Source organism: Aquimarina aquimarini, from assembly GCF_900299535.1.
GTDB lineage: Bacteria > Bacteroidota > Bacteroidia > Flavobacteriales > Flavobacteriaceae > Aquimarina > Aquimarina aquimarini.
In genome coordinates, this window is sequence record NZ_OMKE01000023.1 from 125,017 (window position 1) to 140,771 (window position 15,755).

Here is a 15,755-nt window from a genome sequence, read left to right on the forward strand (position 1 = left end):
TATGCGAGCATTAGTAATTTCAGGAGGAGGTAGTAAAGGAGCTTATGCTGGTGGTGTGGCTCAATACTTAATTCAGGAACAAGGTAAAAAATATGACCTCTTTCTGGGAACCTCTACAGGTAGTCTTTTAATCTCACAATTGGCGTTGGGTAATATCGATAAGATGTATGATATCTATACCAATGTAAATCAACATACCATTTTTAATGTAAACCCTTTTGTTGTTAGAAAAAAAGGAAATAGAGAATTTGTATCTATTAATTTCTTTTCATCTTTATGGCAGTTTATAAAGAAGAAACGCACTTTTGGAGAAAGTAAGAATTTAAGAAAAGCAATTAGAAGAAATTTTTCTGAGGCAGAATTTAGATTGGCTAGAAAAAAAGTGGACGATGTTGTGGTGACTGTTTCTAATCTTACCAAAAATACGACAGAATATAAATCGATTAATGATTTTTCTTATGAGGATTTTTGTGATTGGATTTGGATATCCTGTAATTATGTTCCTTTTATGAGTTTGGTAACCAAAGACGGATGCGAGTATGCAGATGGTGGATTTGGGTGTATGGTGCCTATTCGAGAAGCAATAAGAAGGGGAGCTACAGAGGTAGATGCAATTATTTTGGAATCAGAGAATATGGAGCACAATAAAGTATTGGGTAAAAATCCATTTTCTCTTATGGTAAACCTATTTAGTTATATGTTGGATCAGGTAGAAGGGCATGATACCGTGTTAGGTAAATTAGCTGCGATCAATAGAGAAGTACCTCTCAATTTATATTATACACCATCTAAACTTACCGAAAATTCATTAGTTTTTAATAAAAAATTGATGAGTAGTTGGTGGCGACAAGGGTTTGAATACGCCGCTAATAAAGCAAAGCTTGCAGAGGAAAACAAAATCAAGGATATAGATATGGCAGGGTAGTTTTCTGAAAAAAAATCAAATATATAAATTGATATATTGTAGAGAGAATCCCTACAATATATCACTAATTTCATTTTTGATAAAAGCTAGTGCAGCATCACTAGGAGCTCCTTTTTCTACAAGTTCAGTAAGAATTATTTCTCGCATTTTATCAGCAGAATCAACTGATTCTTGCAATGTTGTTTTTCTAATCAAAGAAATAGTAGCATTTTTAGCAGCTTTAACAGTATTCCAACATTCATCAGACACATAAATTTGTTGTGTGAGATTATGTTCAAACTCTTGATCGATTGTGTGAATTAATAAAGATTCGTAATTTTTTTTGTCTTCTCCTACAGGGGCCATTCTAGTTAATAATTTACCAGGAGAAATTCTTTCTAAAAATAGAACGACACGTTCATATGCTTGAATTTTTAATGGTAGCGCTTGTTTTTGATTTTCTCGATGTAAAATAAATCTACGTCGTCGCTCTTCATTTGTAGTGTGAAGTTTAAAAAAATAGATAGCAAGTAGTGTGACTAATATTGCTGGGATTAAAGAAATAATTAATGGTATAATTTCAATTTTCATTCTTAGGGTTTAAAATTATTTTGTTAATGGGTTATTCTGAGATTTGTTTCATATAATTTCCGCCAAGATACGTACATTCTTTTAAATCTTGAGTGCAAGTATACTCAACAGGAGTCTTGGTATATTTAAAAGATGCTTGTAGTGTTTTTGTTAGTTCACCATCATCTACATTGAGATCTATATCTTGCATAGTAAATTGACAAGGATGCTCATAGCCAGAGGCATGAGTGATCTCTGTAAATTCTTTTCTAAAAGTTTTAAAATACTGTGCCAAGCGATCTGATTTTATAGGAGTATTGATCCCTTTTTGTAACCATTTACTTTGTGTTGCGATACCACTAGGACAATGGTTTGTATGACATACTTGAGCCTGTATACAACCAATACTCATCATTGCTTCTCTAGCTACATTAATACAATCAGCCCCCATTGCAAATGCCATTGCTGCTTTTGCGGGAAATCCAAGTTTTCCACTACCAATAAAAACAATACGTTCGGTAAGGTTATGTTTCTGAAAGATTTTATAAACGGCAGTAAAACCATATACCCAAGGTAGTGATACGTGATCAGCAAAACTAGGAGGGGCCGCTCCTGTACCTCCTTCACCACCATCAATAGTGATAAAATCAGGCCCTCTGTTGGTCTCGACCATTAATTTTGCGAGCAGTTCCCATTGCTCTGTTTTTCCTATTGCCGCTTTTATACCAACTGGCAAACCAGTTTCTTGAGCAATATCCTCTATAAACTGTAATAATTCTGGTACGTTGTTGAAAGCCTTATGAGAAGAAGGCGATAACACATCTTTACCTATTTCTACACCTCGTATTTTTGCTATTTCAGGTGTGATCTTAGCACCAGGGAGTACACCTCCTTTTCCTGGTTTTGCTCCTTGGGATAATTTAATTTCTATAGCTCTTATAAAAGGGTTGTTAGATACAAGCTCTTTTAGTTTTTCCATAGAAAAATTACCATCTTTATCACGCACTCCGAAATATCCAGTTCCAAAATGAAACATAACATCTCCACCATTACTGTGATAGGGAGAAAGCCCCCCCTCACCAGTGTTGTGATATGCATTTGATTTTTTAACTCCAATATTAAGCGATTCTACCGCTTTTGCAGAGAGAGAACCAAAACTCATAGCAGAAACATTGATGACAGATCCTGGGCGATAGGGTTTTGCTCTTTTGTTATAGATACCCATTACTTTTGCACAAGGAAGAAAAGATTTATCCTCTCTATTAGGGTGGGTTTTATCCATCTTGTATGGTATCATACAGTTTTTTATAAAAATATGCTGGTGCAAATAAATATCTCGATCAGTACCAAAACCTTCATAATTATTTTCATTTTTTGATGAAGCATAAACCCATCCTCTTTCAATTCTATTAAAAGGTAGTTCTTCTCGATTATTAGCAACAAAATATTGCCGTATTTCGGGACCAATACTTTCTAGAAGATATCTTAAATGTCCGATAATCGGAAAATTATGACTTACAGTATGTCTACGATTGAAAAAAACATCACGGATTGCAACTATAGCTAATCCAATAATGATCCATATCCACCAGGATATAGATCCAAAAAAATTAAGGGCACTTTCCATTTTTATAGTATCTATGGTATATTAAGGTAATCAATAGTTAGTTGAGACATTACTTTAACTCCAAGCAATAACCCGTCCTCATCAATATAAAAATCTGGCGTATGATGAGCAGCAGATTTGTGTGTTCCAGGTGTTTTTCCCCCTAGAAAGAAATAAAACCCAGGGACTTTTTCTTGAAAATACGAAAAATCTTCACCACCAGTAGTGGCTTTTGCTAAAATAACATTTTTTTTACCTGCAACGCCTTGTATGGTAGGTAACATTTTTTTTACAAGATCGAGGTCATTATATGTTATAGAAGTATTATTCTGAAAAGTAATGGTGGCATCACCTCCATAAGCTTTTGCAAGTGCAGGAACCATTTCATTCATACGACGTATGATATGTGATCTCATTTCTGGATCTAAAGTACGAACGGTACCAATCATCTCAGCACTCTCAGGAATGATATTAAACCGTACTCCACTTGTGATTTTTCCTACTGTGATTACCGCAGCCTCTTGTACAAGAGGTGTTTCTCTACTGATAATTGTTTGTAAACCATCAATGATTTTAGCAGAAATAAGAATGGGGTCAACTCCAGACCAAGGAGCAGATCCATGAGTTTGTTTTCCTTTTACATTAATAACAAAACGTTCTACGGCAGCCATTGTTCCTCCTGGTTTATAACGAATTTTCCCTACTTCGGTTCCAGAGTTAATATGTAATCCAAAAATAGCATCTACATCAGGGTTTTTCAATACTCCTTCTTTTATCATTAATTTGGCACCACCTTCTTCTCCTGGGGGTGGACCTTCTTCGGCAGGCTGAAAAATGAATTTAACAGTTCCGTTTATTTTATCTTTATGTTTGGCAAGTACTTCTGCAACTCCCATTAGTATCGAGGTATGAGTATCATGTCCGCAAGCATGACTTACCCCAACTTCTGCATCTAGAAAAGTAGTTTTTACAGTAGACTTAAAAGGAACATCTGCTCGCTCAGTTACTGGCAAGGCATCTATATCAGCCCTTAGTGCAACTGTTTTTCCTTCTTTTCCTCCTTTGAGGATGGCAACTACTCCTGTTTTAGCAACATTTTCAGTTACTTCTAGTCCAAGGTTTTTAAGGTGTTTGGCAATTTTTTTTGCAGTCTCAAATTCTCGATTTGAAAGCTCAGGGTTTTGATGAAAGTCACGCCTCCATGCGATTACTTTAGATTCAATTTCATTTGCTGATACATTGATTTCTGGATCAATTTGTTGCGCGTGTGTAGTGCAACAAATTAATAGAGTAAGAAATAGAGAAAATGGTTGTATTTGTACTTTCATCAGATTCAAAAATTAATAAGACGGTAGTTATTGTTTTGTAATTGTACTAATGCTGTCATTGCTGATAAAGCGATCTGTATTTCAGGAAGAATATCTTTTTTAGAAATATTATAATACGCTGCTGTTTGTCCACATAAAATAATTTGGACTCCTTTTTTTGCCAAAGCAGAAATAAGCGGAGTATTTGGATTATCTATATTGTATTTAGCAACATATTCAGTATCTGTTAGGATATCAAATGCAGCCGATCCATGAATGACCATTGCAACTTGCAATTTCTTTTCTGGCACTCCTGCATCTACGTGCATGTTGAGATATCTTGCAGCTGTATTAATAAGAGGGTTTACCTTTGTGCTGTCACCAAATGTTCGACCGATATCAAAAACAACTTTTAAATCTTGTTGTGTATTGGTTTTAAAATCTGGATTCGTTACAGAGTAAGTCTGCCCATACTCTGTTATAACTGTACCTTTTTTAGTCTTTTGTTGCGAAAAGCTAAAAATAGAAAACAGAAAACAGATATAAAATACAATATTGATGTTCACTCTTTGAATTTTTGTTTTTAAAGATATTCAAAAATCTATTAATTGAAAGTTAAAATACAAATATGCTTTGTTTTAAGGTGTAAAAATAAAGCATATCGCCAGATTATGGAGATATGCTTTATATTATGAGTGTATTTTATTCCCTAATTAGTTTTCCAACGGGCTTATTATTCATAAGAATCATATATAATCCATCTGCTAACTCAGAGATATCCACCTGAGCAGTAGGAGGAATATCTATAATGACTTGGCCTCTTACATTTACGATTCTTAAAGAATAATCATCTGGAGTGACTCCTTCTATATGTAGCACATCTCCATCATATACAGGATTTGGGTAATAGATAAAAGTTCTATTTTCACGACCAGTATTAAGAAATGTCTGATTTACATTAAAGGCTTTAGAGGTTACATGGCAGCCAGTTTCATTAAATACATCTACAATATATTCTCCAACTTGTTGAGGTATATGTTCAGATCGATTTGCTCCATCTATAGCAATTCCTTGATGGTACCATTGGTAAGAAGAAAAAAGATCAGGAACCACTAGTTTTTGATTGTTGACCATTATTGACGGTATATCAGGATTATCTGACACATTTATTTTTACTGCTGTTCTCGTTGTAATACAATTACCATTTACTCCTTCTACATAATAGGTAGTAGTAGTAGCTAATGCTGGGGTCTCATAGGTTCTTCCAGAAGCAATACTGGTCCCTCCAGATGGAGAGTTATACCAATTATATTGACTATTACCTGATAAAGAAAGGGTTACGGATTCTCCTTTGCATATATTTTGATTGCCTATAACGGGTTGTTCAGGGCTTGGTGATACAATTACTTGTACTTCTATTCTTGAGGTAGTACAATTACCAAGTACTCCTTCTACATAATAGGATCTGGAAGCCTCAAGAATTGGGGGAGTATAGGTTGCTCCAGAAGCGATACTGGTTCCTCCAGAAGGGGAATCATACCAATTGTATTGACTAGAACCCGATACAGAAAGGGTTACAGATTCTCCTTTGCATATTCTTTGATTAGATGTGGTTGGTTGTTGTGGACTTTCTGTTACAGTTACAATAACTGCAGTTCTGGTTTCTGTAATACAACCATTTATCACGCCTTCTACATAATAGGTTGTATTAGCGGTAAGAATAGGGGTCTCAAAAGTAGCTCCAGAATTTATACTATTACCTCCAGTAAGGGCAGTGTACCATTTGTAGTCACTGTTTCCAGTTACCGTAATAGTTCCTGATTCTCCACTGCACACCTGTTGATCTGTGGCTACAGGTTGATTAGGAGATGCTATGTTTATTACTTTATCTATAGTATTATTACCAGATTCATTTGTGGTGGTAAGAGATATAGTGTATCTACCCTTTGTGGAATAGGTATGTGCTGGACTTTCTAAAGTAGAGGTCGTGCCATCACCAAAATCCCATAAATATGAAGTAATTCTATTGGTAGATCTATTTTGAAATTCAATTGCCAAACAATTAGGAGTTATTTCAAAATCAGATAAAGGAGGGTTTTTATCATCACCAGGGGGATAACTACCAGATATAGTGTAATTACCTAAAGAGGCATAATCAGAATATCCATTATTAACGGTTCCTTCACCAACACCATCAATTTCTATATAATAAATACCTTCATTAAGGTTTTGATTGATAGATGCGCTAAGCCCTGCGGGGTTAGAAACAGCAACTTCTTGTCCTAATTCATTTAGAATTTTGGCTTGTATATTTAGATTTGGATAGTCAGGGTCGGGTTCAAAATTAAAAGAAACATTACCTGTTTCTATTGCAAAAGAGAACATATCTTTATCTTGTCTAGTACTTATTAAACCAAAATTTTGGTCAGCACTTACTTGTCCAGATGGAGCTACTCGTATTGCCGTAGCATCATCGATAAGATCTCCATGATCATCATTTTGAAAACCAACGCCGTTTCTATTGCCAGAAATAATAGCAATATCGTCTTGTGTGTTTGTAGCGGTAGCATATTCTCCGCTACTCCATTGACCGATTTCTCTATCAACACTCCATCCCATAATTGGGCTCCATACACCATGACCATCATAATATTCATCATTAGGAGCACTATCATGTGATAAACCTAGGGTATGCCCTACCTCATGGGAACCTGTTTCTCCAGCAGCTCTGGTGCCTAGATTATATATCCAACATGGGTTATCTACATTTGAAGAAAATGAATTTCGATAAGCAACACCTCCAGCTTCAGGAGCGGCATCATTTGTTGGCGTAAAAATACACATCATTCTTCGGTTTACAGGAGCAGCATCAAAAAGGTCTCTTCGTGTAGTTACGTTAAGGTTAAATGGGCGAAAATCTTCAGCCATTATTTTCCATATCTCAGTTATTTTTTGATCAGTAAAATTAGGAGATTGTGCATCAATAGTAGCACCACCAAGCCACCAGGTATTAGATACTCGTTCTCCATCAAAATCAAGATAAATAATACCAGGAGCACCTGGTAAACTTTCTAACTGCAATAAAGTTTTGGCTACAGAAGCATGTTCCGTTTTGGCTTCTTTGGTACTTACTTTTTCATAATTAATACATAAGACTGAATTGATATCACTTTCTTTTACATATACTTTGCCATTGGTCTCATTAGAATATAAAGCATACGCTTTTTTATCATTATATAGTATGATAGTACCTTCTAATTTATTATTCTTTCTAGTAAAAGAAAATGTAGAAGATTGCTGGTTATTCACATTTCCTATAAGAGAAAGACCAGTATCAGTTTGCTTTTGTACATTAAGTTTGAAAGAAAAAGATTGTTCATTTCCTATTATAATAGGAGCAGATTTACTTTGTTGTGGATTTGTAAGACTATTTACGAAACTTTGTTGGTCATTGGATATCAGGTATGATTTTTGAGATTGACCATAGGTAGTAACTCCAGCTATAGCAATAGTAGCTGTGAGAAAATACCGTAGTAATTTTCTTTTCATGTTGAGTTTGATTGTTAAGTATTTATTTCGACTGTGACGTATTAAATTTTAGTATTTCAAATTTATTGTGAGTTTTAATTAATGATAAGGTGAATGTTCTGGTGTAAAATTAAAATAATTTAGACGTATTTTATGTTAAAAATACGTCTAAAGTCATAAGTTTTCAGAATTTTAAATTCTATAAACTTAAAATTAACTATATCTTAGTATGAGTATAGTATTATTATTATGAGAATAGCATTATAAAATGCTTATGATTCGTTCTAATGGAATGATAGTTGATTGTTTAAGAATAACCTCTTTGTCAGTTATTCCCCATATAGTAGTTTCTACTTTTTTGAGTCCTGTATCATCTACAAAAACAATTTTTACTTTTTGATGTTCTAGATTTCCTAAAGAAAGTGCTCTTTGTAGCTCAAGAAATCGATCAATTTGATCTTTTCTTTTATCTAATACATCATTTTTAGGGAATTTTAAAAATTTAATTTGTTCTTTTTGTACCACTTGTACATTCATGTTTGGGGTCATAAGTGTTAAGTTTTGTTAGATTTTTAATTTTGACTAAAAGGAGTGTTACTCTTTTTGTTTTGTTACAATATAGTGTATTTTATCTTAAAAAATTGCATTTTATCTATGTTTTTTGAAATAAAGTCTTTGAAAATGTAAGAATATGCTGTTTTTGCTGTGTTGTTTATAAAGAAGGTAAATGTAGTTGTTCCTTGTATTTAGAGTAAATAATAAGGGGTTACAGTAGCTATAGAAAACAGGTATTAAGAAATAATGTAGTGGTCAAAAGTTGTTGACTGCGATTTGTTTACAAAAAATCTACACTCTACTTCCATAACCGTAGTTCTTTCCTTAAATTTCGCCTTTAAATTATTTACTACTTTGGAAGAATATATAGCAGAGTTGAATGACGCCCAGAGGGCTCCTGTACTTCAGATAGATGGCCCTATGATTGTTATTGCAGGTGCAGGTTCAGGAAAAACACGAGTACTTACATATCGTATTGCTTATTTAATGCATAAGGGGGTAGACTCGTTTAATATACTATCCTTGACATTTACTAATAAGGCTGCGCGAGAGATGAAAAAACGTATCGCCGATATTGTTGGTTCTAGTGAGGCTAAGAATTTATGGATGGGAACATTTCACTCAATTTTTGCCAAGATACTTAGGTTTGAAGCAGATAAATTAGGGTATCCATCTAATTTTACTATTTATGATACACAGGATTCTCAGCGATTAATTGCCTCTATTATCAAAGAAATGGGGCTTGATAAAGATATTTATAAATACAAGCAGGTCAACTCACGTATTTCATCATATAAAAATAGTTTGATAACTGTAAAAGCATATTTTCAGAATGCAGAATTGGTAGAGGCAGATGCTATGGCAAAACGCCCTCGTATGGGAGAAATTTATGAACAATATGTAGAGCGTTGTTTTAAAGCAGGCGCAATGGATTTTGATGATTTGTTATTGAAAACTAATGAATTGTTAAATCGTTTTCCAGAAGTTTTAGCAAAATATCAAAATAGATTTAGATATATTCTGGTTGATGAGTACCAAGATACAAACCACTCGCAGTATCTTATTGTACGGGCATTATCAGATAAGTTTCAGAATATATGTGTGGTAGGAGATGATGCGCAGAGTATTTATGCCTTTCGTGGTGCGAATATTAATAATATTCTGAATTTTCAGAGAGATTATGATAATGTACAACAGTATAGATTAGAGCAAAATTATAGATCTACAAGAAATATTGTAGAAGCTGCAAACTCTATTATAGATAAGAATAAGACCAAACTAGATAAAGTGGTATGGACAGCCAATGATCCAGGACCTAAAATTTTTGTAAATCGTTTGGTAACAGATGGAGATGAGGGTAGGTTTGTAGCGAGTTCTATTTTTGAAAACCAAATGCAGCACCAACTAGATAATGGTAAATTTGCTGTGTTATATAGAACTAATGCACAATCTAGGGCTATTGAAGATGCATTGCGTAAACGAGATATAAAATATAGAATTTATGGAGGATTATCCTTTTATCAAAGGAAGGAAATCAAAGATGTATTGGCATATCTTAGATTAGTGATAAATCCAAAAGATGAAGAAGCATTAAAACGAGTAATTAATTACCCAACCAGAGGAATTGGAGCTACTACTGTTGATAAATTGATTGTAGCCGCTAATCATTATGATCGTTCTATCTTTGAGGTTATCGAAAACTTAGATCGCATTAATCTAAAAATTAATAGCGGTACCAAAACACGATTAGAGAACTTTATTAGAATGATCAAAAGTTTTCAAATCACCAATGAAACATCTGACGCTTTTATATTGGCAGAAATGGTGGCCAAAAAAACTGGATTATTACAAGAACTCAAAAAAGATGGTACGCCAGAAGGAATTGCTCGTATAGAAAATATAGAAGAGTTACTTAATGGTATCCGAGATTTTGTAGAAGGACAAAAAGAACTGGCAGACGTAAGAGGGTCATTAGCCGAATTTTTAGAAGATGTAGCTCTCGCTACAGATTTGGATCAAGATACAGGAGATGATGATAGGGTGGCATTGATGACAATTCACTTAGCCAAAGGGTTGGAGTTTCCTTATGTATATATTGTAGGGATGGAAGAAGATCTTTTTCCTTCTGGGATGAGTATGAATACCCGAAGCGAACTTGAAGAAGAGCGGCGTTTGTTTTATGTAGCATTGACACGTGCAGAAACCCAAGCATATCTTACATATACCCAATCTCGTTATAGGTGGGGTAAGCTGGTAGATGCAGAACCTAGTAGGTTTATAGAGGAAATCGATGAAAAATACTTAGAATTTCTAACTCCAATGGAAAGTTATAGGTATAAACCATTGGTTGATTCTGATATTTTTGGAGAAGTAGATAAAAGTAAACTCAGACTTAAAAAACCTATATCTGGATCTCCTCCATTAGCACATAAACCTACAGAAGAGCAATTAAGAAAGCTTAGAAAACTAAGACCAGTTACTAATGAATCAACAGGGCAAACAGTTCCTACGAATAATGTTGATGAAAATCTCTTACCAGGAACAGCGGTAGAACATATGAGATTTGGTAGAGGGAAAATTCTAAAAATAGAAGGTACAGGTCAAGATAAAAAAGCAGAAATTCATTTTGACAAGGGAGGAATAAAAAAGTTATTACTTCGTTTTGCTAAATTGAAAGTTTTATAAAATTTTTAATTCCTAATAGTATAATCCTTTGGTATGGCAGAGTTTGTAAAGTTATATAATGAAAATCCTAATCCTCGAGAACTAAAACGTGTGGTTGATTGTTTACGCGGTGGTGGATTAGTTATTTATCCAACAGATACAGTCTATGGATTAGGCTGTGATATTGGTAATAATAGAGCTTTAGAACGTATTGCGCAAATCAAGGGAGTAAAATTGGCAAAGGCTAATTTTTCATTTATCTGTAAAGATTTGAGCAATCTTTCTGATTATGTGAAACAAATTGATAATACTACTTTTAAATTACTAAAGAGAACACTTCCTGGAGCTTATACTTATATCCTGCCAGGAAATAATAATCTACCTACGGTATTCAAAAAAAGAAAAACAGTTGGTATTCGTGTTCCCGATAATAATATTTGTACGTCTATAGTACAAGAATTAGGAAACCCAATTGTTTCAACCTCTATTCATGATGAAGATGAAGTAATAGAGTATACCACTGATCCAGAATTAATATTAGAAAAATGGGATAATCTTGTTGATATGGTAGTAGATGGAGGATATGGTGATAATGTACCATCTACTATAATTGATCTTACTAGTGGAGAACCTGTACTCATACGAGAAGGTAAGGGAAGTATAGATATTATATAACTATATATCACCTTAAAAAATAAAATACAGGTAATGTTATGAACGCTGTTTTCTAACTCCCGTATGATCCATGCCTTGTTCTCTTTCTAACTCAATCATCTTTTTGGGTCTAAAATTTAAGATCAAAGCCCTTCTTTGACTATCAGTGGTATTTCCTCGACTATAATGTAAAGTAAAACCATCGTGAAAAGTACACCCTCCAATATCTAGAGGAATAGATATTGCTTTACTAGTATCTGTGTGACAGTATAGTGCACCACCATTTGGTAAATTATTGTGTTCTAGTACATTTTGATTATGAACAGAAAGAAACCACATACAACCATTATCTTCATATACTTTATCTAGAGCTATCCAGCAACTTACAGCCCTTTTATCTGGTAAATTAATCCAGTAAGCAGCATCCTGATGCCAAGGAGTGGGTGTATCTGTATGAGGAGCTTTGTTGATAAGCATATCAAAATCTAGTTCCATATCATCCCCAAGAAGATCTTTTGCCTGTTGTAAGGCTTTGCTATAAGCAATATGTTTCAATAGCTGAGGTTCTATTAGGCTAGGTCTCATTATTTGAGTAATTCTTTCTGTTATTTTTGTATTAGTTTCATTTTGTCCCGCCAAATCACTTCGTAAATGAGCCGTTTTTTCTTTATCATGCAGTAGGTGATTATAAATATCTAGTAATTCCTGTGCAGTATCAATATCAAAAAGACGATCTACTTTGGTAAAACCATTTTTTAAGAAATCAGTTTTTATAGTGTTCATAATTAGGTGTTTATTTTTATCCAAAGATCAGTAAATCATTTTAGTAAATCTTCTAAATTTGTACTACCTTACTTTTTTATACAAATATTGATATGAATTCAGAAGAGCGTATCGTGCATTTTCTACCAGATTATGGGATCAACAGATGTTTACAGTTTGGGTATTATAAATATTCTAAGGTTAGAGAACAGTTACCAGTACATAAACATACTAATAGTATAGAGCTTTGTTTTTGCATTAATGGAGAGCAACATTATCAAATAAATGATGAGTTTTTTAAACTAAACGGAAATGATATTCTGATTATTCCTCCCAATGAAAATCATAGTACAGGTGATTATCCAGAAGATAAGGGAGAATTGTTTTGGTTGCAAATTACTTGTTCTGATAGTGATGATAGTTTGTGTAACTTGCCAGAAGAGCATTCCTTATACCTTATCGATGCATTAGAAAAAGCTTCAAAACAAGTTTTTAAAGGAGCATTTCAGGTAAAATTTATGTTGGATAGATTATTAAATGAATTAGAAACAAGTGATGTAATCTTATCCAAAATATATATAAACCAACTTATTATACAGATAGTATTAGAAGTCATTCAGCTTTCAAAACAAAAACAAGAGTATTCTCCACGACAAAAGCTTAATCTCATTGATGAGTTTATCATAGACAACATGCATCGCATTGTTTATGTAGATGAATTAGCTGTTATTTCTGAAATTTCGGTTGGTTATTTCAAATCATGGTTTAAAAATACGGTAGGAATTCCCCCAAAAGAGTATGTAAATAGATTAAAAATTGAGCAATCAAAAATTGACTTGCTTACAAAGGAAAATATTACTACTGTAGCGTATGACTTGGGTTTTAGTTCTTCGCAGTACTTTTCTACTATTTTTAAAAAGTTTACTGGCTATACTCCAAAATCTTACATTTCTTCAAAAGAGAATAATGAGTAATAACACAGAAAGTAAGTACTATAAATTACGCTTATTTATTGTGTTTTAGATAGTCATAAAACCACGTAAAAATACGGATGTTAAAGGATAAGATTTTTCTTAATTTTAAGAAACCTTAAAACCTGTATAATGACTAACAAAAAATTACCAAAATTTAGAATTTATCCATCTATTGGTATTGCTAGATTAGGAAATGGTCCAGCAACAAAAGAGGAAGTTATCTTTAGTCCAGAAATACCTTGGGCTAACTTGTATGAGACAGATCAAGAGTATCGAACTAGTGACGGAGCTATCAAAAAACAAGCACAACGTTTTTATATTTATGAATGTGATGCCAATGGGGTACCAATTAAACCAATAGATGCTAAAGATTATGATATCGAGTGGTCTGTAGAAGTAGCAAATAAAAAACCATTTTGGTATGACTTTAATAATTGTCTGGATTTATCAATAACATCAGAGAACCAAAATCTATCTCCAGATTTTGCAAAAGATAAATTAGCACCAGGAATTGGAGCCAAGCGTAGAAATCCAAATGTACTTAATCAGTCAATGCGAAGAGATAGAGGGTATGATTATCGTAAAGAATTGGTGAATCATCCAGGAATCACTAAGGTGGATAAGGGAAATCAACGTACCATTATTCAAGGAGAATTCCCTTCTGGTTTGGGAGCAATCAGTAAGCTTGCAGCTAGTATGAATATTACTTCTCATTCTGTAGATTTAGGAACGATTGAATATGATGAAGGAACCTTAATTTTTTATGGAGCAGATGGTGTTTCTGCAGCATTAAACCCATCTGATTTAAACAATGATTTTGCAGATAATTCTAATTGGTACGATGATATTTGTGATGGCAGAGTAACGGCAAAGATTGTTTCAAAAAATGATGGAGAGACACGTCTTTTGGATGATACACTATCCTCTGCATGGATAGCAACCGCACCTCCAGATTATGCTCCACAGATTCAGCCAATATCCACCATGTATGATTTGATTGCAGGTGCAGCAAATGAAACTTATGAATCAGATTTAAGTCTGGTATTCCCTATTTTTTATCGTTTGTATAGAATGCAATGGGTAAATCTGGGAGATTTTCTTTCCCCTTCTTTTAAAGAAACAATAGATAAACTTACTGCAGAAGGAAAATTTAAATATATCTATGAGAAAGAACCTAAAGCAGAAGCAGATGCCGTAAGAGAAGAAATATTCAATTTATTTAGAGATCCTGCCTATCATTATACAAATGAACCTATTATACCTAGTAAAGAAAAGACAGATATCACAAATAGAGGAAGTGGAAAAGAGGCGTTAAAATTACCTTATTATCCTGGTGATGCAATTGATTACCCTGGGAGTCCTGCTCAGTGGTTTGCGATTCCACCAATGCTTTATGAGCAACTAAAAAATTGGCGAGATGGTAAATTTGAAACTCCATCAGATTTTGATTTTCAGACCATTGATGAGATGGGAGCTTTCTATCAAAAGCAGTTTTTAGAAGCAAATAAAGAAGAATCAAAAAAGCCATTATTGATGACCAGAGCGGTGCTAGAAACTTTATACGGAGGAGGTTTTCATCCTGGTGTAGAATTAACATGGCCAATGAGACACGATCTTATTTATGCAGAAAATAACATGACATTCCCATGGGTATCCCAAGGAGATTTTAATTACGGATTTTATGGATTAAGAGAGGTGCGTCTAAACGCTGCAACTCAGATAGAGCAAAAAGATATTTTTTATAATGATTTTGGGTTTCAAATGAATTCAGAAGACATACGAGAGTCGATGGATCCCGCAAACGAGAAAAACTGGTTGTGGAAACTTCCTCCAGGAGATCTAACAAAATGGATGGGAATACCTTGGCAGTCTGATGCAGGAAGTTGTCAGGCAGTATTTATAGAAAAACAATATCCTATTCCATCATGGTGGGCTGCAAACCTACCTGTACATGTACTATCCTCAGAGAGTTATCAAAAGCTTTTAGATCCTACTATTTTAGACGATACAAAACGTAATATTTATGCCAACAGATTGGCATGGTTACATACTGCAGATACTGGATTTGTTGGATATCATGCAGAAGGAGGGTATATCAATGGTTTAATAAATATGGTATATCAATGGAAAAAAATAGGAGTAGTAGCTGGAAGAAAACTAGATTCTGATGTCGAAGGTTTACCCAAGTTGGTATACGTTTCACATAGTGCAAAAGAGAGTAATGGTTAATA

The 15,755-nt window shown here is 33.9% G+C and carries 12 protein-coding genes; 5 read left to right on the forward strand and 7 right to left on the reverse strand.

What is annotated here, in order from left to right:
- Position 1 precedes the first annotated feature (1 nt).
- Positions 2-925 (forward strand): patatin-like phospholipase family protein, encoded by a 924-nt coding sequence (locus DG508_RS11730; RefSeq protein WP_103864652.1) that lies wholly within the window; start codon positions 2-4, stop codon positions 923-925.
- Between the two features lie 51 nt (positions 926-976).
- Here the strand turns inward: DG508_RS11730 and DG508_RS11735 are convergent, their stop codons facing one another.
- From DG508_RS11735 to DG508_RS11760, 6 genes are all read right to left on the reverse strand, one after another.
- Entirely contained in the window at positions 977-1,495 is a 519-nt protein-coding gene (locus tag DG508_RS11735; protein ID WP_108868320.1) for a DUF7935 family protein, read from the reverse strand.
- A gap of 31 nt (positions 1,496-1,526) precedes the next feature.
- Positions 1,527-3,101, reverse strand: a complete 1,575-nt coding sequence (locus DG508_RS11740; RefSeq protein ID WP_108868321.1) for an FMN-binding glutamate synthase family protein — start codon at positions 3,099-3,101, stop codon at positions 1,527-1,529.
- 11 nt (positions 3,102-3,112) lie between these two features.
- A complete protein-coding gene (locus DG508_RS11745) occupies positions 3,113-4,408 on the reverse strand; it encodes an amidohydrolase (protein WP_103864656.1) in 1,296 nt (431 codons plus the stop codon).
- A gap of 5 nt (positions 4,409-4,413) precedes the next feature.
- Entirely contained in the window at positions 4,414-4,953 is a 540-nt protein-coding gene (locus DG508_RS11750) for a DsrE family protein (protein ID WP_108868322.1), read from the reverse strand.
- 136 nt (positions 4,954-5,089) lie between these two features.
- Positions 5,090-7,936: an Ig-like domain-containing protein gene (locus tag DG508_RS11755; protein ID WP_108868323.1), complete on the reverse strand. Its 2,847-nt coding sequence runs from the start codon at positions 7,934-7,936 to the stop codon at positions 5,090-5,092.
- Positions 7,937-8,176: 240 nt separating this feature from the next.
- Complete coding sequence (locus DG508_RS11760) at positions 8,177-8,464, reverse strand: hypothetical protein (RefSeq protein ID WP_233194491.1); 288 nt, start codon at positions 8,462-8,464, stop codon at positions 8,177-8,179.
- Positions 8,465-8,824: 360 nt separating this feature from the next.
- Here DG508_RS11760 and DG508_RS11765 point away from each other — a divergent pair, with 360 nt between their 5' ends.
- Positions 8,825-11,155 carry an ATP-dependent helicase gene (locus tag DG508_RS11765; RefSeq protein WP_108868324.1) on the forward strand — a complete coding sequence of 777 codons (2,331 nt, stop codon included), beginning with the start codon at positions 8,825-8,827 and terminating at the stop codon, positions 11,153-11,155.
- A 33-nt stretch (positions 11,156-11,188) separates the two neighbouring features.
- On the forward strand, positions 11,189-11,809 hold the full coding sequence (locus tag DG508_RS11770; RefSeq protein ID WP_108868325.1) for an L-threonylcarbamoyladenylate synthase: 621 nt from the start codon (positions 11,189-11,191) through the stop codon (positions 11,807-11,809).
- A 36-nt stretch (positions 11,810-11,845) separates the two neighbouring features.
- On the opposite strand, the gene DG508_RS11775 is transcribed toward DG508_RS11770, so the two are convergent.
- A complete protein-coding gene (locus tag DG508_RS11775; RefSeq protein ID WP_108868326.1) occupies positions 11,846-12,571 on the reverse strand; it encodes a phytanoyl-CoA dioxygenase family protein in 726 nt (241 codons plus the stop codon).
- A gap of 92 nt (positions 12,572-12,663) precedes the next feature.
- Between DG508_RS11775 and DG508_RS11780 the strand changes: the two genes are divergently transcribed.
- Both DG508_RS11780 and DG508_RS11785 read left to right on the forward strand, forming a co-directional pair.
- Positions 12,664-13,524 (forward strand): AraC family transcriptional regulator, encoded by an 861-nt coding sequence (locus DG508_RS11780; protein ID WP_234418224.1) that lies wholly within the window; start codon positions 12,664-12,666, stop codon positions 13,522-13,524.
- A 129-nt stretch (positions 13,525-13,653) separates the two neighbouring features.
- A complete protein-coding gene (locus tag DG508_RS11785; protein ID WP_108868328.1) occupies positions 13,654-15,753 on the forward strand; it encodes a LodA/GoxA family CTQ-dependent oxidase in 2,100 nt (699 codons plus the stop codon).
- The last annotated feature ends 2 nt before the right edge of the window (positions 15,754-15,755 follow it).